Annotated in this window: 19 protein-coding genes; 5 read left to right on the forward strand and 14 right to left on the reverse strand. The window is 70.0% G+C overall.

All coding sequences use genetic code 11. The features are described from left to right. Window positions 1–111: 111 nt before the first annotated feature. Together cpdA and ACERLL_RS01360 are read left to right on the forward strand one after the other, a co-directional pair. On the forward strand, window positions 112–864 hold the full coding sequence (gene cpdA / locus ACERLL_RS01355; RefSeq protein ID WP_373654257.1) for a 3',5'-cyclic-AMP phosphodiesterase: 753 nt from the start codon (window positions 112–114) through the stop codon (window positions 862–864). A 110-nt stretch (window positions 865–974) separates the two neighbouring features. Beyond that, entirely contained in the window at window positions 975–1,163 is a 189-nt protein-coding gene (locus tag ACERLL_RS01360; protein ID WP_373654258.1) for a hypothetical protein, read from the forward strand. Between the two features lie 9 nt (window positions 1,164–1,172). Here ACERLL_RS01360 and ACERLL_RS01365 read toward each other — a convergent pair whose 3' ends face one another. The 10 genes from ACERLL_RS01365 to queG all read right to left on the reverse strand — a co-directional run bounded on the left by ACERLL_RS01365 (window position 1,173) and on the right by queG (window position 13,468). After that, complete coding sequence (locus ACERLL_RS01365) at window positions 1,173–3,218, reverse strand: putative bifunctional diguanylate cyclase/phosphodiesterase (RefSeq protein ID WP_373654259.1); 2,046 nt, start codon at window positions 3,216–3,218, stop codon at window positions 1,173–1,175. A gap of 3 nt (window positions 3,219–3,221) precedes the next feature. Continuing rightward, window positions 3,222–4,883 (reverse strand): methyl-accepting chemotaxis protein, encoded by a 1,662-nt coding sequence (locus tag ACERLL_RS01370; RefSeq protein WP_373654260.1) that lies wholly within the window; start codon window positions 4,881–4,883, stop codon window positions 3,222–3,224. A 145-nt stretch (window positions 4,884–5,028) separates the two neighbouring features. After that, entirely contained in the window at window positions 5,029–6,252 is a 1,224-nt protein-coding gene (locus tag ACERLL_RS01375) for a PAS domain-containing protein (protein WP_373654261.1), read from the reverse strand. A 16-nt stretch (window positions 6,253–6,268) separates the two neighbouring features. Then, window positions 6,269–6,730 (reverse strand): preQ(1) synthase, encoded by a 462-nt coding sequence (gene queF, locus ACERLL_RS01380; RefSeq protein WP_373654262.1) that lies wholly within the window; start codon window positions 6,728–6,730, stop codon window positions 6,269–6,271. Between the two features lie 121 nt (window positions 6,731–6,851). Then, window positions 6,852–7,484, reverse strand: a complete 633-nt coding sequence (locus ACERLL_RS01385; protein WP_373654263.1) for an outer membrane beta-barrel protein — start codon at window positions 7,482–7,484, stop codon at window positions 6,852–6,854. Between the two features lie 126 nt (window positions 7,485–7,610). Continuing rightward, complete coding sequence (gene queE / locus ACERLL_RS01390; RefSeq protein WP_373654264.1) at window positions 7,611–8,342, reverse strand: 7-carboxy-7-deazaguanine synthase QueE; 732 nt, start codon at window positions 8,340–8,342, stop codon at window positions 7,611–7,613. Continuing rightward, complete coding sequence (locus tag ACERLL_RS01395; protein WP_373654265.1) at window positions 8,332–8,859, reverse strand: 6-pyruvoyl trahydropterin synthase family protein; 528 nt, start codon at window positions 8,857–8,859, stop codon at window positions 8,332–8,334. Before ACERLL_RS01395 ends, queE begins: the two co-directional genes overlap by 11 nt. Window positions 8,860–8,862: 3 nt before the next feature. Further along, on the reverse strand, window positions 8,863–9,558 hold the full coding sequence (queC, locus tag ACERLL_RS01400) for a 7-cyano-7-deazaguanine synthase QueC (protein WP_373654266.1): 696 nt from the start codon (window positions 9,556–9,558) through the stop codon (window positions 8,863–8,865). Window positions 9,559–9,683: 125 nt separating this feature from the next. Continuing rightward, window positions 9,684–12,119, reverse strand: a complete 2,436-nt coding sequence (locus tag ACERLL_RS01405; RefSeq protein WP_373654267.1) for a sensor domain-containing protein — start codon at window positions 12,117–12,119, stop codon at window positions 9,684–9,686. Between the two features lie 221 nt (window positions 12,120–12,340). Then, on the reverse strand, window positions 12,341–13,468 hold the full coding sequence (gene queG / locus ACERLL_RS01410; protein ID WP_373654268.1) for a tRNA epoxyqueuosine(34) reductase QueG: 1,128 nt from the start codon (window positions 13,466–13,468) through the stop codon (window positions 12,341–12,343). Between the two features lie 270 nt (window positions 13,469–13,738). On the opposite strand from queG, the gene ACERLL_RS01415 reads away from it, so the two are divergent. Further along, entirely contained in the window at window positions 13,739–14,914 is a 1,176-nt protein-coding gene (locus ACERLL_RS01415) for an FIST signal transduction protein (RefSeq protein WP_373654269.1), read from the forward strand. A gap of 87 nt (window positions 14,915–15,001) precedes the next feature. Continuing rightward, a complete protein-coding gene (locus tag ACERLL_RS01420; RefSeq protein ID WP_373654270.1) occupies window positions 15,002–15,577 on the forward strand; it encodes a nucleoside deaminase in 576 nt (191 codons plus the stop codon). 10 nt (window positions 15,578–15,587) lie between these two features. On the opposite strand, the gene ACERLL_RS01425 is transcribed toward ACERLL_RS01420, so the two are convergent. Then, window positions 15,588–16,079 carry a WbuC family cupin fold metalloprotein gene (locus ACERLL_RS01425; protein WP_373654271.1) on the reverse strand — a complete coding sequence of 164 codons (492 nt, stop codon included), beginning with the start codon at window positions 16,077–16,079 and terminating at the stop codon, window positions 15,588–15,590. 108 nt (window positions 16,080–16,187) lie between these two features. On the opposite strand from ACERLL_RS01425, the gene ACERLL_RS01430 reads away from it, so the two are divergent. Continuing rightward, a complete protein-coding gene (locus tag ACERLL_RS01430) occupies window positions 16,188–17,048 on the forward strand; it encodes a CPBP family glutamic-type intramembrane protease (RefSeq protein WP_373654272.1) in 861 nt (286 codons plus the stop codon). On the opposite strand, the gene ACERLL_RS01435 is transcribed toward ACERLL_RS01430, so the two are convergent. The 3 genes from ACERLL_RS01435 to purU all read right to left on the reverse strand — a co-directional run bounded on the left by ACERLL_RS01435 (window position 17,008) and on the right by purU (window position 19,829). Beyond that, window positions 17,008–17,970, reverse strand: coding sequence for an alpha/beta hydrolase (locus tag ACERLL_RS01435; RefSeq protein ID WP_373654273.1), 963 nt, complete (start codon window positions 17,968–17,970; stop codon window positions 17,008–17,010). The two genes, ACERLL_RS01430 and ACERLL_RS01435, sit on opposite strands and share 41 nt — an antisense overlap. 162 nt (window positions 17,971–18,132) lie before the next feature. Next, window positions 18,133–18,882, reverse strand: coding sequence for an SDR family NAD(P)-dependent oxidoreductase (locus tag ACERLL_RS01440; protein ID WP_373654275.1), 750 nt, complete (start codon window positions 18,880–18,882; stop codon window positions 18,133–18,135). 83 nt (window positions 18,883–18,965) lie between these two features. Continuing rightward, a complete protein-coding gene (gene purU / locus ACERLL_RS01445; RefSeq protein ID WP_373654276.1) occupies window positions 18,966–19,829 on the reverse strand; it encodes a formyltetrahydrofolate deformylase in 864 nt (287 codons plus the stop codon). Window positions 19,830–19,831 lie beyond the last annotated feature (2 nt).

Raw genomic sequence — 19,831 nt, forward strand, 5'->3', positions numbered from 1 at the left:
CCTGGGAGTATTCAAAAGGACGCATTGTTTAGCAGGCCGCCGAAGCCTATGCAACCCGGAAATAAGTAATTCAAATAAGGAATAAGTAGCCGGCCCTAGCGGGGGAGCCCCATGACAAAGATCGTCCAGATCACGGATACGCACCTCTTCGCCGAGGCGCACGGCCGCCTCGGGGAGGTGGACGTGGACGCGTCGCTGACCGCCGTGCTTGCCGCCGTACGGCGCGACCACGGCGACGCCGAGCTGGTCCTGGCCAGCGGGGATCTGGCCCAAGAGGAGGTGGCGGCCAGCTACACGCGCCTGGACGAGCACCTGGCCGCCCTGCCCGCCCCGGTCTACTGCCTGCCGGGCAACCACGAGGACAAGGCGCTCCTCGCCGAGCAGTGCGCGCGGGGGCGGCTGCGGTGCGACCGCCGGATCCTGGTGCCGGGATGGCAGCTCGTGCTGCTGGATTCCGCACGGCCGCCGGAGCCGGGCGGACATCTCGAGGCGGAGGAGCTGACCTTCCTGGAGGCCTGCCTGGCGGAGCACCCGGACCGCGCTGCCCTGGTGGTGCTCCACCACCCGCCGGTCTCCGTGAACAGCCCCTGGATGGACGCCATGCGGGTGGACAACGCGCCAGCGCTGCTGGAGGTGCTCGACCGTCATCCGGCGGTGCGGGCGGTGGTCTTCGGCCATGTGCACCAGCAATTCGAGACCGTCCGCAACGGCGTGCGCTACCTGGCCAGCCCCTCCACCTGCCTGCAGTTCAGACCCGGAGCCGCGGTATCCAGCTACGACGACCGGCCGCCCGGCTTCCGCTGGCTCCGTCTGGGCGCGGACGGCGGTCTGGAAACCGCGGTGGAGCGCGTGGCCATGGGCTAGTGGGCCAATATCCCGGTCACCGCGGCAAAAATGTCCAAAGGGGGTCGACCCCGCCCACCGGAAATGGCTAGTCTATTGGCCCCCGAATCCACCACAAAGCGGAGACGCAAATGACCACGGAGGCTCCCCAGCAGCCCAAGGCGTTCTGTCAGTTCCCGGTTCAGCTCGTGATCGAGGCGATCCTCATGGTGATCGCGGCCAACGTGCCTTTCGGCCTCGCAACGGTCGTGGTGCTGGCGGCCATCGCCCTGCCATTCTACTGCTTCGCCCAGTCCGAGCCCCCGCAGCAGTCCGCCTGAGGCCGCCCTTCAGAACGCCCCGCCCGGAGGCGCCGCCCCGGCCAGTGCCGGGATGGCCTCCGGTGGCCTGGGCCGCTCCAGGCCGAAGCCCTGCCCCCGCTCACAGGCCAGCGACTGCAGAAACTGCAGCTGCGCGTTGGACTCGATCCCCTCCGCCACCACCGCCATGCCCAGGCTCTGGGCCAGCTCGATAACCCCCCGGATCAGGCCCGGGCTGCGTGCCAGGTTGCGTTCCAGGCCGTCGGTCAGCGAGCGGTCCAGCTTGAGCACGTCGATGGGGAAGTCCTGGAGATAGCTCAGGGCGCTGTAGCCGGTGCCGAAGTCGTCCAGGGCCATGGTGATCCCCATGCCGCGCAGGACCTGCAGGTTGCGGAGCACGTCCGGCGGGTTCTCGATCAGCAGGCTCTCGGTGACCTCCAGCTCCAGCCGCTCCTCGGCCATGCCGGTCTCCTCCAGGATCTGCTGGATGCGGGCCAGAAGCCGGGGGTGGCGGAACTGCTCGGGGGAGAGGTTCACCGCCAGGTCCACCCCGGTCAGGCCCTCCTGCCGCCACCGGGCCATCTGCGCGCAGGCGGTGCGCAGCACCCAGTCGCCGACCGGATGGATCAGGCCGGTGTCCTCCAGCAGCGGGATGAACTCCGCGGGAGAGACCGGCCCCAGACGGGGGTGCCGCCAGCGCAGCAGGGTCTCTACGCCCACCAGAACGCCGTCGCTCAGCCGGTACTGAGGCTGGTAGCACAGGTGGAGCTGGTCCTGCTCCAGGGCCCGGTGGAGCTCCACCTCCAGGGCATGGCGATGTTGGGCCTGCTCGTCCCGCTCCGGTGAGAAGAATACCGGCCCCCGGACGCGCTCGCTGCGGGCCCGGCCCAGGGCGGTCTCGGCCCGGCTGAGCACCGAGGCGGCGTCGTCGCCGTCCTCCGGATAGACCCCCACCCCGCACCAGGCTCCCAGGAAGAACTCCTGGTCGGCCACTTCCAGGGGCTCCTCGAGCCGACCCAGCAGGCGCTGGGTGATGCGGCAGGCCCAGCGGCTGCTGTGCAGTCCCTCGAGCAGCAGCAGGTAACGGTCCGAGCCCACCCGGGCGGCGGTGTCGCTCTCGCTCAGACCCTCCTGGAGCCGCTCGCCCACTGCCTTCAGCACCTCGTCGCCTATCGCGTGGCCGAGGCTCTGGTTGATGTCGCGGAACTGCCGCAGGTCCACGAGCACCAGGGCCACCGCCTGTTGGTCGTGACGGGCCCGAATGATGGCCCGGTCGGCCCGGTTGAGGAGCAGGTCGCGGTTGGCCAGCCCGGTAAGCGGGTCGTGGAAGGCCATCCGCTGCAGGCGCTCCTCCAGCGCCAGCCGCCGGGTGATGTCGCGGGCGGTGGCCACGAAGCGGCTGATGCTGCCGTCCGGCTCCAGAACAGGGGTGATGGTCTCGTCCAGGTAGACCAGCTCGCCCCACCGGGTGCGGTTGGTGAAGACGTCGCGGAAAGCGCGCCCGGCCTCCAGGGCAGTGCTCAGCCGCCGGTAGAAGGCGTCGTCCTCGTAATCGGCTCCGAGTATCTCCGCGTTGGGCTGGCCCACCGCCTCGGAGGCGGTGTAGCCGGTAACCCGCTCGAAGGCAGGGTTCACGTACTCGATGCGCCCCCGCCGGTCGGTGATCCAGACCATATCGCCCAGCTGCTCCAGGGCCTGGCCGAGGAGCCGGTGGCGGCCCTCGGCATGGTCCGCGGGGGCGGCCGGCGGGGACAGCAGCAGGGCGGTCAGCCCGTCCCGGATCAGCCCCGTCAGGGTGATCAGGAAGGGGCGGCCGGTGCGGCTCTGGGCGCGCAGGGTCAGGGGCAGGTCCGGCTCCGGGGCCGATTCCTCGCCGTCCAGCCCGAGGATCTCGGGGGCCACCGGCAGCAGCAGCTCCAGGGGCTGGCCTGCCGCCTCCTCCGGCTGCCAGCCGAAGCACCGTCCCGCGGCGGGATTGATGGCCTGGATCCGGCCCGCGGGATCCACGGTCACCACCGGATCCGGAAGACGCTCCACCAGCGCGCCGGCCAGCTGGATCGGTAGTCGGGTCGACATGGACTACTCCAGCCGAAACTTGTTGAGGTCGCCGTCCAGGCCGCTGGCCAGCTCCTCCAGCTCCCGGGCCGCGGATTCGAGCTGGGAAACGCTTCCGGCCACCTGGTCCACGTTCCCGGAGATATCGCCCATGTTGTCGGTGGTCTCGCCCATGGTGGCGGCGAGCTCCTCGGCGGCGGTGGCGATCTGGTTGGCGTTGCCCTCCGTGCTCTGGATCTGCTCCATCACCCCCTGCATCTGCTCGGTGACGTGGCTCATGGCCGATACCGAGGAATCCGACTGGCTGCGCAGCTCGGAGACGATGTCGCTCACCTGCTCCGTGGCCTGGGAGGTCTGCTCGGCGAGCTTGCGCACCTCGTCGGCCACCACGGCGAAGCCCTTGCCGTGCTCGCCGGCGTTGGCCGCCTCGATGGCGGCGTTGAGGGCCAGCAGGTCGGTCTGCTTGGCGATGCTCTGGATGGTCTCCATGATCTGGTCCACCCGCTTGCTGGACTCCTGCAGCTGGCCGATGCGGTCTGAGGCCTGCTCCACCGATTCCATGCCGCTGCGGGTCTGCTCGGTGCTGGCCGAGGCCGACTGCGAGACCTCCTGGATGTTGTTGGCAACGTCCTGCACCACCTGATTGACCTCCTGGGCGGAGCTGCTCACGTCATCGACCCGCTGGTTGGCGGCGGAAGCGCTGCTGGCCAGCTCGTCGGCGGTGGCGGACAGCTCCTGGTTGGCGGAGGCCAGCTGCGAGCTGCGGTCGCGCCAGTCCTGGAGGATGCCCCCCAAGGAATCGGTAAAGTGGTTGAAGCCGTGGCCCAGGGCGCGAACCTCCGCCAGGCCCTTCTCCGGCAGCCGGTGGGTCAGGTCCCAGTCGTCGGTGACGTGGCGCAGTCCTTCCACTACCTGGTTCACCGGCTGCGAGACGGTGCGGCGCAGGGACCACGCCAGTACGCCCAGCCCCAGCACCAGCAGCAGCACCGAGACCCCTGCCCCGCGCCACATACTGGCCGCTGCCTGGGCGTCCGCCTTGTCGAGGGGAATGATCACCTCGAAGGCGCCGTGCAGGTCGCCCACCTCCTTGTCTTCCATCCTGTGACCGGTGATGTCCGTGCCGTCGGAGTTGCCCCATAGCTCTTCGGAGCGCGCTGGGTCGCCGTGGCAGTTCATGCAGACCTCGCCCAGGCGAACGGGGCGGAAGTAGCGTACGGCGTTGGCGGACTTGTCCACGAAGGAATACTCCTCGGCACCCGGGTTGTCCCGGAAGTGGCGGAGCGCCCGCATCTCGGTCGACGTGGCCTTGTGGTCGGAGTCCCGGGGGTTCTCGCGGATGGGCCGGAACTCGAAGCCGGCTTCCTCGGCCTTGGCCTGGGCGGCGCGCCAGGCGGTTACCACCGGCACCGCCGACAGCACCTTCTCCATGCCGGCTTCCTGGCTGGGCGCCTCGGCCATCCAGCGGCGCAGGCGCTCGGTGGAGAACAGGCCTTGCGCCCATTTCTCCGCGACCTGGTTGCGGGTGGCCTCCGCCATGAGCACCAGGGCCCGCGCCTCGGTGGTGGCGGCCTCTTCCGCCTTGCGGTACTGGTCGGCGCTGTAGAGGGCGAACAGGACGGCGATGATAATAGCGAAGATGGCGCCGCCGGTGAGGCTGGCGCGGATGGCGATGGTGTTCCAGCGCATGGTGATGGCTCCCGCAGTGCTCGAAGGCCCCCTTTCTGCAGGCGGGATATTATCCGGAGGGGGCACGGTCGGGAAGGACGGAGTGACGGACGGCGGCCGGACGAATGTCAGCGGTGTCCGGCGCGGATGAGCGGCGGCGGGGGGATCAGGCCAGACCGAGGGCCGTGCGTACCGTGTCCAGGTTGCGGCGGCTCACCGGGACACGGTCGCCCTGCTCGGTGTCCATGACCAGATAGGTCTGGCCGTCCAGGGTCTTGAGGGTGGTCACGTGGTCCAGGTTCACCAGGTAGCTGCGGTGGCTGCGCAGGAAGCCCCGGCTCTCAAGGCGGCGTTCCAGATCGGCCAGGGACAGGTTGGCGAGGTGATGGTCGCGCTCGGTGAAGGCCAAGGCGTAGTTGCCCTCCGCCTGGAAGAAGCGCACCCGCTCGGGATCGAGGAAGGCGATGTCGCCGCTGCTGTCCACCGGCAGCCTGTGGAAGCCCGGCCCGGTATCCTCCCGGCGCATGCGGTCGAACCCCTCGCGGGCGGCCTCCACGATCTCCCGGTACATGGCCTGGCTGGAGGCGGCGCTCGGCGGCTCGGCGGCGCTGTCGCCGGCCCGCATGACCGCCGACAGGCGCTCCACCTCGCCGTAGCCGTCGTAGTGGGCGAGCAGTACCAGGGAGACCGGGATCTCGCGGCCGGAATCCAGCAGGGCACCGGGACCCTGCCAAAAGCCCTCGCGCACGGCGGTGGCTAGGCCCTCCTCGCGAAGCCGCTGGCGGGCCCATGGTGCGAGCAGGTCCTCCAGGGTTTCGCCGGGCTCGGGGGCGGTCCCGCTCAGGCCCATGGCCGCCAGGCCGCTGCGGTTGCGGTAGAGGATGGTGCCGTCGGGGGCGGTAATGACCACCAGGTCGGGGGTGGTCTCGACGATCTCCAGGAGCTGGCGGCGGGCGGCCTCCTCCTCCCGTTCGCGGGTGACGTCCTCCTGGATGCCCACGTAGTGGGTGAGGGCCCCCTGGTCGTCGCGGACTGGCGAGATGTGCAGACGGTTCCAGAACAGGGAGCCGTCCTTGCAGTAGTTGCGCAGCAGGACGGTGGCGGTTCCGCCGGCGGTGAAGGCGGCGCGCAGCTCGGCGATCCCCGGCTGGTCCCGGTCGTCGCCCTGCAGGAAGCGGCAGTTGCGGCCCAGGATCTCCCCGGCGGTGTACCCGGTCATCCGCTCGAAAGCGGGGTTGGCGTAGACAATGGGGTTGTCCGGCCGGGTGTTGTCGGTGATCAGGATCCCGTTGGGCGCGGCGTCCACGGCCCGCCGCAGGATGCGCAGGCCGCAATCCTCGGTGTCCGCAAGCTGGCTGTAGGGATCCCGCGCGCGGTGATCGGTGGTCATGGCCTCGTCTTCGGTGTCATCCCCGGCCGCGGTAGCTGGGCACCCCCTGCTCGGGGATCCATACTCCCGCGGGCGGCTCCCCGGTCTGATAGAAGATATCGATGGGAATGCCGCCCCGAGGATACCAGTAGCCGCCGATGCGAAGCCACTTGGGCCGGACGGCGGCCTGGAGGCGCTTGGCGATGGTCAGGGTGCAGTCCTCGTGGAAGGCGCCGTGGTTACGGAAGGCGCCCAGGAACAGCTTCAGCGACTTGCTCTCCACGATGTACCCGTCGGGCACGTAGTCCACCATCAAGTGGGCGAAATCCGGCTGGCCCGTCACCGGGCACAGGGAGGTGAACTCGGGCACCGTGAAGCGGACCAGGTAATCCCTATCCGCGTGCGGGTCCGGAACCGCCTCCAGGCGGGCCTCCTCCGGACTCCCGGGCAGCGGCGAATCCGTACCGCCGAGGTAGTGCAGGTCTTGGTAGTCGGGCATGATCGACGAAGGCCGGGGTTGGGTTGCGTCGACGGGCCCGCGGAGGGGCCCGCAGCGGGCCGTTCCCGCTGCGGGCCATGATACCAGGAGGCGGCGGGGAAAGCGCCCCGCCCCGGCGTGCTCAGAAGTGGAACAGGAGGGAGGCGCTGATCAGGGAGCTGTCGCGGCTGCGGATCCGCTCCTCGTTGCCGTCGTGCTCGATCTGTTCGTACTCGCCGCGGATGGAAATGGGCCAGGGCAGATTCACCTGCGCCCCGAGGCCCCAGGCGAAGTCCGTGCCGTCATGGGAGACGCTGAAGTCCGCCTGGTTATTTCCCGTTTCCAGGTCCGTGTCCACTTCCCAGACCGCGGCGCCCACCTTGCCGAAGAAATCGAAGCCGTCCGACACCGGCAGATACCCCACCAGGTAGCCGAACCAAGCCTGGATATCAACCTTGTTGCGGCCTCCGAATACGTCACCCCCCACGCTGCCGCCGGGCTCGCCCAGGTCGGCGTAGGCGGCCTCGATGCCGAGGAAGGGGTTGAAGCGGAAACCGGCGAACAGCTTGTAGGCGGTGTCCGACTCATCGAAGGTGTAGGTGTTGTCCTGCACTCGGCCTTCTTCCTCATAGCGGAAGTCGCCGGCGCCCGCTCCCAGGTAGAAGCCCTGCCAGCCCAGCTGCCGGTGGTGATGATCGGCGTACTGCGCCGCCGCGCCCCCGGAAGCCAGCAGGAGGGCGGCGCCCAGGCCCATGTGGCGCTTGCGGATGCGCATGATTGGTCCCCGTCCTCGAAGTCCCGAATGTCTTATCCACTCTAGGCACGGCTGACGGGGACACCAATTGGGACGGGCTCCCGGGAAGGGCGGGAGAGCCCCTACACCGGCCGGGGTCGGGACGGACTACACGCCCCGGCGGTTGCCCCAGGCCAGGACATGGAGCTGCGGAAGCACGGAGGCCGCGTACCAGCGGTCGGCGTTGGTCCGCTCCACCAGCCAGCGGAAGCGGTCCATGAGGTCCTCCGAGTCGGGCGCGCCCGCGGGCTCGGGGTTGCCCACCTGGAGGTAGAAGGGGTGCCCGGGATAGTTGGCGGCCAGCTCCCGGGCGTAGCCGTAGTCGGCCTCGTTGAAGACCACTACCTTGAAGGTGGTCTCTGGACCGTTCCCGGCGGCGTCCAGGCAGGCTTCCAGCTCGGCGAGGCCGGTGACATGGCCGCTGGACGGGCCCTTGGGGGACAGCGTCAGGCTGTCCAGGGCGGAAAACCAGTCCGCGGCCACGGAGCCCTGGGTCTCCAGGGTGAAGGTATGGCCCCTCTCGTGGCCGGCCTCGATCAGGCCGCCCAGGGGCTGCAGGGCCGGATTGCCCCCGGAAACGCTCACCAGGATCGGCCCGCCCGCGAGGCGGTCCACCTCGGACAGGATTGTCCCGGCGGCCATGGAGGTCCATTCCTGGCGGTGCTCGGGGAGCACGGCGAACAGCGTGTCGCACCATTTGCAGCGGTAGTCGCATCCCCCGGTGCGGACGAACACCGTGGGCCGGCCCATGTGCCGTCCCTCCCCCTGGACGGTGGGGCCGAAGATCTCCGAGATGCGCAGGCGCTCCTCCCGGCCGGGCGCGCCGGCGCTAGAGGTCATTGATGCTGCCGTCCGGGCGCTTCCACCAGGGCGGCTCCGGAAAGCGGTCCGCTGGCAGGACCAGGTCCGGATCGCCTTCGAAGGTGACCGTATTGGTGGGGGTCTCCTCGATGGTCACCTCCACGCAGCGCAGATCGCCGCCCTGCTCCGCCAGGAAGGTGCTCACTTTGGCCATGAAGCAGGCGGCCAGGGCTTCCGTGGAGGGGTCGCCGGGGGTGACGAGGATGCGATCGAGCAGCGAAGGCTCCTGTTCGCGGAAATAGGTCAGGAGCGGATCCTGGTCGGAGAGCTGCAGGGTGTGGTCCACCCGCTCGTCGATCCAGGCGTGCCAGCGCTTCTTGGCGGCATGGAAGGGGGTGACCATGTTGGCCTGGCCGTCCAGCGGTTCGGGGTGGCGCGCCTGCAGGCGGACGGTGACGAGCTCGTTGTGCCCGTGCGGCACGCCGCACGGGCCGTTGTAGAGGGACAGGAGCCGGTGGCTCATGCTGTAGCGGCGGGTGAAGGCCAGGGTGAACATGGCTCAGGCTCTCTCGCGCAGGGCTTGCCGCCAGTAATCCGGGTCGGCGTAGCGGGTGGGGTCGGTTACCCCCGCCAGGTGGAAGGCCTCCCGGCGCTCCACGCAGGTGCCGCAGCGCCCGCAGTGCAGCTCCCTGCCCTGATAGCAGGACCAAGTCTCCGCGAAGGGTACGCCGAGACGCGCCCCCTCGGCGACGATCTCCGCCTTGGAGCGCTCCACGAAGGGGGTGTGGAAGGCCACCTCCCCCAGCCCCTCCAGGGCGCGGTTCTCCATCTCGGCGAAGGCCGTCACGAATCCCGGCCGGCAGTCGGGATAGACGAAGTGGTCGCCGCCGTGCACCGCGGCCGCCACCCGATCCCAGCCCCGGGCATTGGCCATGCCGAAGGCGATGGTGAACAGGATGGCGTTGCGGTTGGGCACCACGGTAACCGCCATGTTCTCCGCGGCGTAATGGCCCTCGGGCACGTCCACGGTATCGGTGAGCGCAGAGCCGGAGAGGTGCCGGCCCAGGGCGGCGAGGTCCACCACGTCGTGGGAGGCGCCCAGCCGCTCGGCGGCGCGCCGGGCGAAGTCCAGCTCCTTGCGGTGGCGCTGGCCGTAATCGAAGGTGACCAGACCCGCCAGGTCGCCCTCGGCGGCCACCATCTCCGCGAGCGTAACCGAGTCCAGTCCACCCGAGCAGACCACCAGCGTCGGCATGCGTCCGTATCCTTGCGTGGGAAGCTTCTCCTTGGAGCGGAGCGGCGCGCCAAGGTTCCGGAATTATCGCATAGACGCGCCCCATTGCCGCTAGGCGGTCCGGGGCGCGGACGGGCGGCCGCGGCTCAGGAGCCGGGGGAGGTGCCGATGCGCTGGAGGGTGCGCTGGAAATCCTGCGGGGCTTGTGGCCGCGCGAACAGGAAGCCCTGCACCTCCTGACAGAAGAGGTCCGCCAGGTAGTCCGCCTCCGCCTGGGTCTCCACGCCCTCGGCGGTGACGCGGAAGCCGAATCCGTCAGCCAGAACGAGCAGGGACTGGAGGATGGTCTGATTGTCGGGGTCGGCGTCGATGCCGTTGATGAAGGTGCGGTCGATCTTCATGCGGCTGGCCGGGAAGCGCTTCAGGTAGGCCGGCGACGAGAAGCCGGTTCCGAAATCGTCCAGGGCGATGGCGACGCCCATGCCCTGCAGGCGGCGAAGCTGGTGGAGGTGGGCCGACTCGTCGCGCAGGAGGGCCTCCTCCGTGACCTCCAGCTCCAGGTGGCAGGGCGCCAGGTCGTGGTGGTCGAGGATGGCCTGGATGCGGTCGGGCAGGGATTCCGAGTCCAGCTGGATGGGCGAGAGGTTCACGGCCACCCGTTCCAGCAGGAAGCCGTTGTCCCACCAGGTTCGGAAGGCGGCGCACGCCTGGTCCAGGATCTGCTCGCCGAGCTCGTGGATCAGCCCCGTTTCCTCGGCCACCGGGATGAACCGGCCGGGGGGGATCCAGCCTTCGTCGGAGAACCAGCAGCGGGCCAGGGCCTCGGCGCCGACGATGCGCCCCCGGGCGAGATCCAGGATGGGCTGGAAGTAGGCCTGCACCGTCCCGTTGTCCAGGGCCCGGCGGATGCCCTTCTCCACGAAGAACCGCTCCGCGGTGGCTTCCGAGAGGCCCCGGGAGAAGAACCGGTACTGGCTGCCGCCCGCTTTCTTGGCCTCGAACATGGCCGTGTCCGCATGCTGCAGGAGCGTGGGGGCGTCCTGCCCGTCATCGGGAAACAGCGAGATGCCGAGGCTGGCCCCCGCGAACAGGGAATGGCCCGCCACCTCGAAGGGCGAACGGAGGACGGTGAGCACCTTCTCCGCCACCTGCACGGCGCCCTCCGTGCCCTCCAGGTGATCGAGGAACAGGACGAACTCGTCCCCGCCGAGGCGGGCCACCAGGTCCGTGGACCGCACCTGGGCCTCCAGGCGCCGGGCCACCTGATGCAGCAGGTCGTCCCCCGCGGGGTGGCCGAGGGTGTCGTTCAGGTACTTGAAACGGTCCAGGTCCAGCAGGATGAGGGCCTGATGCTCGCCGGTCCGCTCGGTGAGGGCGTGCGTCAGGCGCTCCTCGAGCTGGGCGCGGTTGGGGAGGCTCGTCAGCGGGTCGAAATAGGCCAGCTGGCGCAGGCGCTCCTCCAGGGCCAGCCGCTCCGTCACGTCCCGGCCCGTGGCGATATAGTGGGTCACCTCCCCAGCCTCGTTGTGCACCGGGGAGATGGTCTCGTCGATATGGATCTTCCGGCCGTCCCGGGTCCGGTTGATGGAGATCTCCCGGTGGGGCTGTTCGTGGCGGAGATTCTTGCCAAGGCGGGCGTAGAAGCTCTGGTCGTGCCACCCCGACTGCAGCAGCTCGCCCACCGTGTGCCCCAGGGCCTCCTCCGCGGCGTAGCCGGTGGCCGCCTCGAAGGCCGGGTTGACGTATTCCAGCCGGCCGTCGGTGTCCGTGATCCAGACCATGTCCGCGGCCTGGTTGAGGGCCCGGGACAGCTTGCGTAGCTCCTCCTGGGCCTCCCGGGAGGGGCGCAGGTCGCGGGCGATGGTGGAGAAATAGCGGAGCGTGCCGTCGGGCGCGTGGTGGGCCAGGATGGTCTGCCAGACCGGGATCTCCGTGCCCCCCGCGTCCAGGAAGGCGGTCTCCCCCTCCCAGTAGCCCACCTCCCTGGCCTCGGGCAGGGCCTTGTGGGCAATGGTCTGAATGGCCCAATTCGGATGCGAGTCGGCCATGCGCCATTGCCGGATGGGCTCCTTCTCGGGGAGCCCCAAAAGCCGCTGGGCCGCGCGGTTGTGGTAGAGGACCCGGCCGTCCGTGTCCGCGATGCCCACGAAATCCGGGGTGGCCTCCAGGATCTCCGCCAGGCGCTGACGCTGCTCCTGGAGGCTCCGCTGGTCGGTGAGCTCGTTGAGGATGGCCACGAAGTGCGGCTCACCGTTCAGCTGGATGCGGGCGATGCTGGCCGCCGCGGGAAAGAGGATCCCGTCCTTGCGGCGGCCGCATATCTCCCCCCGCTCGCCCATGCGGCGCGTCCCCTCCCCGCCGTGGACAAAGCGATCCACCATATCCCGGTGAACCGCGCGAACCGCGTCGGGGATCAGCCAGTCGAGGGGCCGGCCCAGGACTTCGTCCCGGGAATAGCCGAAAATCCGCTCCGCCGCCGGGTTGAAGTAGCGTATGTGCTGCCGGTCATCGATGAGCACCACTGCGTTGGGTGTCTCTTGCAGAAGCGGCTGACCGAGAAGGTGCTCCAGGGATGCGGGCATAACAGTCCTTTTGGGCACCGGACCCCCATCCGGTACCGCTGAACGGGAGTAGTCCGTTTGTACCAGGAATAAGGGAAAACCCCTAGGGGTTTTCCCTTAAAAATGAAAACGTAGAACGGCGCCCGCGGGGAAGGTGGGAAAGGCCCGGCCCGGCGGCAAGGGCTACAGCCTTATTGTAATTATCTGTAGTTACTTATTTTTCGCCGGAATGGCACACTCTCCTAGCTTCCGCACTCCGCAAGCGCCGCCTCCCATTCCTCCCGGACAGCCATGTCCGCCTCCGTGTCCCGGCGGGTCGGCGCCTCCGCCTCCAGCCGCTCCGGGGAGAGCCGTCCCAGGGCCCATACCGCCATGGCCCGCACCAGCTCGGATCCGTCGTCCAGCAGCTCCGCCGCCACCGGCACCAGTCCCCGGTCGCCGCTGTTGCCCACGGCGATCACCACGTTGCGCACGAAGCGGTCACGGCCCAGGCGTTTGACGGGAGAACCGGAGAATAGGGTCCGGAAGGCGTCGTCGTCGAGGCGTGCCAGCTCAGCCAGGGCGGGGCGGTTCAGGGCCTCCCGGGCCTGGAGCCACTCGTTGCGGGCGGTGGCGGCGAACTTGTTCCAGGGGCAGACGGCCAGGCAGTCGTCGCAGCCGTAGATCCGGTTGCCCATGGCGGGACGGAGCGGCCGCGGGATGTGGCCGCCGTGCTCGATGGTCAGGTAGGAGATGCAGCGGGTGGCGTCGAGCTGATAGGGCGCCGGGAAGGCGTCCGTGGGACAGACGTCGAGGCAGCGGCGGCAGCTCCCGCAGAAGTCCGCCTCCGCGTCGTCGGGCTCCAGCGCCAGGGTGGTGAAGACCTCTCCCAGGAACAGCCAGGAGCCGAACGTCCGGGAGACGGCGTTGGTGTGCTTGCCCTGCCAGCCCAGCCCGGCCGCCTGGGCTAGCGGTTTCTCCATGACCGGGGCGGTATCCACGAACACCTTGATCTCTCCGCCGAATTCCGCGATGAGCCAGCGTCCCAGCTGCTTCAGCCGCTTCTTGATCACGTCGTGGTAGTCCCGGCCGCGGGCGTAGACGGAGATCATTCCCGTATCCGGGTGCTCCAGGTCCTCCAGCGGGTCATGGTCGGGGCCGTAGTTCATGCCCACGACGATCACCGTGGCCGCCTCCGGCCACAGGGTGCGCGGATCGCCGCGCCGGTCCGCATGCCGGGCCAGCCAGCCCATGTCCCCGTGGCGGCCCCGGGCCAGGTAGTCGGCCAGCCCCGCCCGGGCCTGCTCCGACAGCTCGGCGCGGGCGAAGCCCACGGCGTCGAAGCCCACTTCCAGGGCCTTGGCGCGGATGGCGTCCTTGCAGTCGTGCACGGTGCGGGCCTCGTGTGGCTGGAAATCATCGCAATGCCGGCGGGCGGGGTCCCCGGGCACCTCGCATGGTACCGGTTTAGTCAGCGCTTGCCTGCCCGGAGGTTCCCGAAAGGGCCGGGCCGAACCGTCCGTGGATACCCCGACATACGGACGGAAGTGGGTCCATGGTTGCTCCCATCTGTCACTAGAAGTAGAAATAGGCCCATAAAACATGCTTCTGCCCCTGAGCTGCGGTTGTACCGGGGCGATGAAGAACGGAGGAGGGGGGAAATGCAGGTCCAGCAGGCCGTCATTCCGGGCAAGATCCCGGCGTTCAAGTTCGGTAGGCAGTCCATGCTCCAGGACGCGCTGTCCGACGCCCACTTGGTCATGGTCTTCGGGCCGCTGAAGAAGATGCAGAGCAGCGGTCTCCCCAGGCTCCTTCGGGAGCATTATCCCGATGCGGAGGTCATCGGCTGCAGCACTTCCGGCGAGATCAGCTCGGCGGAGGGGGTCACCGAGGACCCGGTGACGGTTACCGCCGTCCACTGGAGCCGCACGCACATGCGGGTGGAGGAGGCACGAGCTCGGGACATGGGGCTTTCCTTCAACGCCGGCTGGCAGCTCGGAGAGCGGCTCGCGGGGCCGGATCTGGCCGCCGTCCTGCTGCTGGCGGACGGCTTGGCGGTGAACGGCTCGGACCTGCTGGTGGGCCTGCAGCAGGTCCTGCCGCCGGAGGTGCCCGTCCTGGGCGGACTGGCCGGGGACAACGCGGCCTTCACGCACACCGTGGTCCTGCATAACGACAGGGTGCAGTCCGGATACGCCGTGGCCGTGGGCCTCTACGGCCGGGGTCTGCGGGTCGGCTCCGGGTCGCTGAGCGGCTGGGAGCCCTTCGGTGCCCTCCACACGGTGACGCGCTCGCTGCGCAATACGGTCTACGAGATCGACGGGCGGCCCGCGCTGGAGGTGTACAAGGAGTACCTGGGCACCGAGGCCGGCCGGCTTCCTGGCAGCGGGCTCTCCTACCCGGTAGCGGTGATGGATGGCGAGGGCGCTGGGGAGGAGGCGGAGATCCAGCTGGTCCGGACGCTGCTGGGCGTGGACGAGAAGGAGCAGAGCCTGGTCTTCGCCGGCAATATCAAGCAGGACGCCCGCATCCGGATCTGCCGCAGCACCGAGCACCAGCTCATCCAGAGCGCCGGGGAGTCGGGGCGGAGCGCGCTGGGGGAAGCGGGCTCCGGCTCCGGGCTGGCCCTGCTGGTGAGCTGCGTGGGGCGCAAGCTGGTCCTCGGTCGGCGGGTGGCCGATGAGGTGGAAGCGGTGAGCCGGGCCTTCGGCCCCGAGGCGGTCCTGACCGGGTTCTATTCCAACGGCGAGATGTGTCCCGGCCGCCGGGAGCCGCGCAGCCTCCTGCACAACCAGACCATGACGGTGGCCCACCTGGAAGAGGTGGACGATCCCTGACCCCTCCGGCGCCCGGCCCGCGTAAAGTCTGGCCCGGCACGCGGCCCTGTAGGAGAATGCCCGCGCAATGCCGAGGCGAGGATTCCCATGGTAGACGACCGGTTGCAGCTCGATATCCCCGGATGGCTGGAGGCCATGGCGCCCCGCGACGCCTGCATGCCCGACGCCGAGGCCCGCATGCGCTTGGCCGTGGCGCTGGCCGACGCCAATGTCGCCCACGGCGGCGGCCCCTTCGGCGCGGTGGTGGTGGAGCGGACCAGCGGGCGGCTGGTGGCTTCCGGGGTGAACCTGGTGGAGCCGGCCAATCTCTCCATCGCCCACGCCGAGGTGGTGGCCCTGTCCCTCGCCCAGCAGCGGCTCGGCAGCTATGACCTGGGCGGCCGTCCGGAGTGGGATTACGAGCTGGTGACCAGCGCGGAGCCCTGTATCCAGTGCTTCGGCGCCGCCATCTGGGCGGGGGTCCGCTCGGTGGTGTGCGGCGCGCGCTCCGCGGACGCCGAGGCAGTGGGCTTCGACGAGGGTCCCAAGCCCGCGGACTGGGTGGCGCACCTGGAGGCCCGGGGCATCGCCGTGCACCGCGACGTCCTGCGGAACGAGGCCGCCCAGGTGATCCGGGACTATGTGGCCCGCGGCGGGGCCGTGTACAACGCCCGCGGCTCCTGACTCCCCGGCCTTATCTCGACCAGCGCTCCCCTTCCTCGGCGCCGCGCATCCAGGCCTCCAGGGCCGCTGCCTCCGCGCCGCCCTCCTCCGGGGCCCAGTCGGCGAAGTCCTTGTCCGTCAGGGGCGCGTACGGCCCCGGCTTGATCTCGAACAGGACGGTACCCGGCGCCAGGGCCGCGAGGCTGTGCCAGGTACCGGCCGGGATCTCCGCCCCGTACAGGGGGCCGCCGGCGCGGATCTCGCAGCGCTCCGTCACCATCCCCGAATCGTCGAAGGTCAGGCAGGCCGCGGCCCCGGACAGGGCCAGGAACAGCTCCCACTTGGGCGGCGAGCCGTGGCGGTGCGGGCGCACATAGGTGCCCGGCTCGAAGGCGTTCAGCATGCGCTGCACGGGGTCGGTCAGCTCCGGGTGCAGGTTGTCGTTGGCCCGCAGCCGGTCCCGGTCGCGGGCCTCCCCGCGCAAGGCATCCAGGCGGGTATCGTCGATTCGGGTGATGGGCATGATCGCCTCCTGCGTTTGCGGAACCGACGGGCCTCGCTCCCCCGGGCTCCCGGCCGACGGCCATAGCCGCTAGAATCGGCGCGGAGGCTACAATAAGGGGGGGATGCCATGCCTGTTCGGCAGTGGCCGGTTGTCGCGTTTTTTCTGTTCGCTTTCGGCTGGACGTGGCTCTTCTGGGGTACGGCCGCGGCCGCCCGCGGGCTCCTTTCGGGGGCGGAGGTGGCGGTGCTGATCGCCGTCGGCGGTCTGGGCCCCGCGCTGGCGGCGGGTGTCCGGCTGGCCCGCGAGGGACCCGCCGCCCGGCGGGACTTCCTGCGCCGTCTGGTGGACCCGCACCGCGTCCCGGGACCGTTCTGGGCCGCCGCCCTGGGTATCCCGCCGGCCACCGCGCTGGCGGCGCTCCTGGTGGACCAGGGGCTTCCGGGCGCCCGGGGGGCCGCCCCGGCCGCCTGGCTGGGGGAGCCCGCCTCCCTGACCATCATGACCGGGTACCTGCTGGTTTTCGGGCCGCTGCCCGAGGAGCCCGGCTGGCGGGGCTACGCCCTGGAGCGGCTTCAGGAGCGCCTCCCCGCGCTGGGGGCGGCGCTGTTGCTGGGCGCCCTGTGGGCCCTGTGGCACCTGCCTCTTTTCCTCATCCCCGGTACCTACCAGGAGGCCGTCATCGGTCTCGGCACCATCCGCTTCTGGGGCGATTTCGTACCGGTCCTGCTGGCCCTGTCGGTGCTCATGGCCTGGGTCTACAATCATACCGGCGGGTCCGTGCTGGCGGCCATCGTCTTCCACTTCGCGGCGAATTTCACCGGCGAGGCATTGGGTCTCGGTCCCAGACAGGCCCTGCTACAGGCCTCTTTCCTGTTGCTGGTCACCGGGGTGGTGGTGCTTGTTGCGGGTCCTTCCGGCCTGGGGGGCGGGCATACCCGATCGGAGCTCAGGCCGGGGCGGCCGTTTCGGACACAACCGGGTCCATGAAGGCGCGCATGGCCTCCACCACCTGCCGGTTGGTGCCGGGGCTCAGCAGGTCCCCGGCGAGCAGGTGCAGGGCGGGGTCCCCCGGGTCCTCCACGGCCAACAGCTCCTTGCGGGGGCCGCCCAGGCGCTGGTAGGCGGCCCGGATGGTGGACGGCGCCACCACCCGGTCCCGGGGGCAGTACAGCACCTGGACCGGGCGGCAGGCCCTGCCCAGGTCCAGGGCGCGGACCCGCGCCACCAGCCGCATCATGGGGATCAGGGCCGGGGTGGGGAATTCGGCGGTTGCGTAGCGGGCGTGGTCCTCGGTCACCGGATTGAAGCGGTGCACGGGGCCGTGGATCCAGGTCGACCAGGTCTCCGCGCCCGGCAGGAGCAGGAGCTCCGCCAGGGGATGGCGGGGGCCGAAGTTGGGCGAGATCAGGTGGTACCCTGCCACCCCCGTCTGGTCCACGTTGGCCGCCAGCCAGGCCGCCAACGTGCCCCCGGTGGAGGTACCCACCACCACCACCCGCTCCCCCAGCCGCTGGCCGACGGCGAGCGCCTCGCGGGCGTCGTGCAGCCAATCCGCCATGCCCACCTCCGCCATGGCCGCGCCGTCGCGCCCGTGTCCGGCCAGGCGGGTATAGAAGACATTGGCGCCCCATCCCCGGGCCAGACGCGCGCAGACGGGGTCCAGCTCGTAATGGGAGCCGGCGTAGCCGTGCAGGTAGACCACGGAAACGGGCGTGCGCGCGGGCCGGCTCGGTTCCGCCCATCGGACGGTCTTCGCCAGCTGGGGCCGCAGGCGGGATACGGCGGCCTCGTGCTCGGCGAGGTAGCGCTCCAGGGCCCGGGGCTCCGAGGGCACCTCCGGTGGCGGCGGGACGGTAATGGGGGCGTTTCTGCCCAGCCACATGGCCGCGCCCATGGCACCGACCGTCACGCCTCCATGCTCCGTGCGCGGGCCACGATGCCTATGTCGAAACCGGGGCGGGGGGCTCCCTGCCGCGGCCAGGCTAGCTTGGGCGCGAGAACGACGGCCATGCAGCGCTCCCTGAATATCTTTTTCCCACGCTACGGGGCTGCGGACGGCCCGGCAAGGTCCTCACCGGGAGCGGCCCGCCGGGGTCCGCAGGTTGCCAAAGCCGCCGTCCACGGCGAGCACCTCCCCGGTGATCCAGCTCGCTTCCCCGGAAAGGAGCCAGGCCATGGCCGCGGCGGCATCGGCGGAGGTCCCGTAGCGACCCATGGGGTATTGATCGGCGATACCCTGCTCTGCCTGGGGCGAGCGGAACAGGCGCTCGGTGGCCGGTCCGCGCATCAAGCCGGGCGCGATGGCGTTGATCCGGATGCCGCTCCGGGCGTAGGACGCCGCCGCGCTGCGGACCAAACCTTCCACCCCGCCCTTGGCCGCGGCCATGGCTTCGTGGCTGGGCACCCCCGTACCGACCGCCGTGGAGCTTACCAGCACCGCCGCCCCGCCGCCCCCGGCCTGGCGCAGGGCGGCTATCCAGGCCTGCAGGGTGAAGAAAGCGCTGTCCAGGTTGGCCGTCAGGCAGTTCCGGTAGGTGGCGACATCGGTGCGATGAAAAGGCTGCGTGAGCAGGCTGCCCGCGCAATGGGCCAGCGCCCGGGGCGGTCCGTCCCCATCGGTGGCGTTCGCCACCGCGGCCTGGGCGCCCTCGGGGGTGGCCACATCCTCGTGCAGGAGCTGGGCGTCCCATGCCGACGCGTGGTCGGCTATGGCCTCCGGGGTCCGGGTGGCAAGGGCCAATTGCCAGCCCGCCGCGTGGAGGCGATCGGCGAGCGTCCGCCCAAGGTCGCCGCTCGCCCCGGTAATCAGCGCCCGTGCCATGGGGCATTCCTCCCGAATTGCCAAGAGCTCTCCAAGCAGTTAGCAGGTCGTCCGGGGCTGAACAATTGGGATGAGGGCGGGGTTCAGGTCCCGAAGACCACGGTACGGTTGCCCCAAACCGCGATGCGGTCCTCCAGATGCCAGCGAACCGCCCGGGCCAGGACGCTGCGCTCCACTTCGCGACCGCGCTCCCGCAGGTGGGCCACGTCGTCGCGATGGGATACGCGGATGACGTCCTGGTCGATCACCGGACCGGCGTCCAGCTCGCTGGTGGCGTAATGGGCGGTGGCGCCGATGAGCTTCACGCCGCGCTCGAAGGCCTGCCGGTAGGGGTCGGCGCCGGCGAAGGCGGGCAGGAAGGAATGGTGGATGTTGATGATGCGGCTGGGATAGTGGGCGATGAAGCTCGGCGAAAGGATGCGCATGTAGCGGGCCAGCACCACCAGATCCACCCGCCAGTCGCGCAGCTGCTCGAGCATGGCCGCCTCGGCGGCCTGCTGGCCGCCCTGCTCCATCGGTATGTGCCGGTATGGCAGCCCGAAGCCCTCCACCGGCTCGCGGTGGTCGGGGTGGTTGCTGATCACGCCGGTGAGCGCCGCTGGCAGCTCCCGGCGCGACCAGCGCCACAGAAGCTCCAGCAGGGCATGGTTCGGCCGGGATACCAGGATGGCCGTGCGCTTGTGCTCCGTGGTGAAGGAGAGCTGCCAGTCCATGCCGAAGGGCTCGGCCACCTCCTGGCGGAACTCGGTCTTCAGCCAATGGGCCGGCGGCTCCGCATCCCGGATCCGGAAGGCCACGCGCATGAAGAAGGAGCCCCGGTCGGGGTCGGTGGTGTGCTGATCGAGCTCGGTGATGTTGCCGCCGTACTGGGTCAGGAAGCCCGATACGGCCGCAACGATCCCCGGGCGGTCGGTGCAGGTGATCAGCAGGCGGGCGTTGCCCTCCATAG

Origin of the sequence: Thiohalorhabdus sp. Cl-TMA, from assembly GCF_041821045.1 — a bacterium.
Classification (GTDB): domain Bacteria; phylum Pseudomonadota; class Gammaproteobacteria; order Thiohalorhabdales; family Thiohalorhabdaceae; genus Thiohalorhabdus; species Thiohalorhabdus methylotropha.

Bases quoted from the DNA above. Each gene is read 5' to 3' on its own strand.
- ACERLL_RS01420 (WP_373654270.1), top strand. From the start codon at position 15,002: ATGGTAGACGACCGGTTGCAGCTCGATATCCCCGGATGGCTGGAGGCC.
- ACERLL_RS01365 (WP_373654259.1), bottom strand. From the start codon at position 3,218: ATGTCGACCCGACTACCGATCCAGCTGGCCGGCGCGCTGGTGGAGCGT.
- ACERLL_RS01385 (WP_373654263.1), bottom strand. From the start codon at position 7,484: ATGCGCATCCGCAAGCGCCACATGGGCCTGGGCGCCGCCCTCCTGCTG.
- ACERLL_RS01405 (WP_373654267.1), bottom strand. From the start codon at position 12,119: ATGCCCGCATCCCTGGAGCACCTTCTCGGTCAGCCGCTTCTGCAAGAG.
- queE (WP_373654264.1), bottom strand. From the start codon at position 8,342: ATGACCTCTAGCGCCGGCGCGCCCGGCCGGGAGGAGCGCCTGCGCATC.
- ACERLL_RS01430 (WP_373654272.1), top strand. From the start codon at position 16,188: ATGCCTGTTCGGCAGTGGCCGGTTGTCGCGTTTTTTCTGTTCGCTTTC.
- ACERLL_RS01375 (WP_373654261.1), bottom strand. From the start codon at position 6,252: ATGACCACCGATCACCGCGCGCGGGATCCCTACAGCCAGCTTGCGGAC.
- ACERLL_RS01395 (WP_373654265.1), bottom strand. From the start codon at position 8,859: ATGTTCACCCTGGCCTTCACCCGCCGCTACAGCATGAGCCACCGGCTC.
- queF (WP_373654262.1), bottom strand. From the start codon at position 6,730: ATGCCCGACTACCAAGACCTGCACTACCTCGGCGGTACGGATTCGCCG.
- ACERLL_RS01370 (WP_373654260.1), bottom strand. From the start codon at position 4,883: ATGCGCTGGAACACCATCGCCATCCGCGCCAGCCTCACCGGCGGCGCC.
- cpdA (WP_373654257.1), top strand. From the start codon at position 112: ATGACAAAGATCGTCCAGATCACGGATACGCACCTCTTCGCCGAGGCG.
- ACERLL_RS01425 (WP_373654271.1), bottom strand. From the start codon at position 16,079: ATGCCCATCACCCGAATCGACGATACCCGCCTGGATGCCTTGCGCGGG.
- queC (WP_373654266.1), bottom strand. From the start codon at position 9,558: ATGCCGACGCTGGTGGTCTGCTCGGGTGGACTGGACTCGGTTACGCTC.
- ACERLL_RS01360 (WP_373654258.1), top strand. From the start codon at position 975: ATGACCACGGAGGCTCCCCAGCAGCCCAAGGCGTTCTGTCAGTTCCCG.
- purU (WP_373654276.1), bottom strand. From the start codon at position 19,829: ATGGAGGGCAACGCCCGCCTGCTGATCACCTGCACCGACCGCCCGGGG.
- ACERLL_RS01415 (WP_373654269.1), top strand. From the start codon at position 13,739: ATGCAGGTCCAGCAGGCCGTCATTCCGGGCAAGATCCCGGCGTTCAAG.
- ACERLL_RS01440 (WP_373654275.1), bottom strand. From the start codon at position 18,882: ATGGCACGGGCGCTGATTACCGGGGCGAGCGGCGACCTTGGGCGGACG.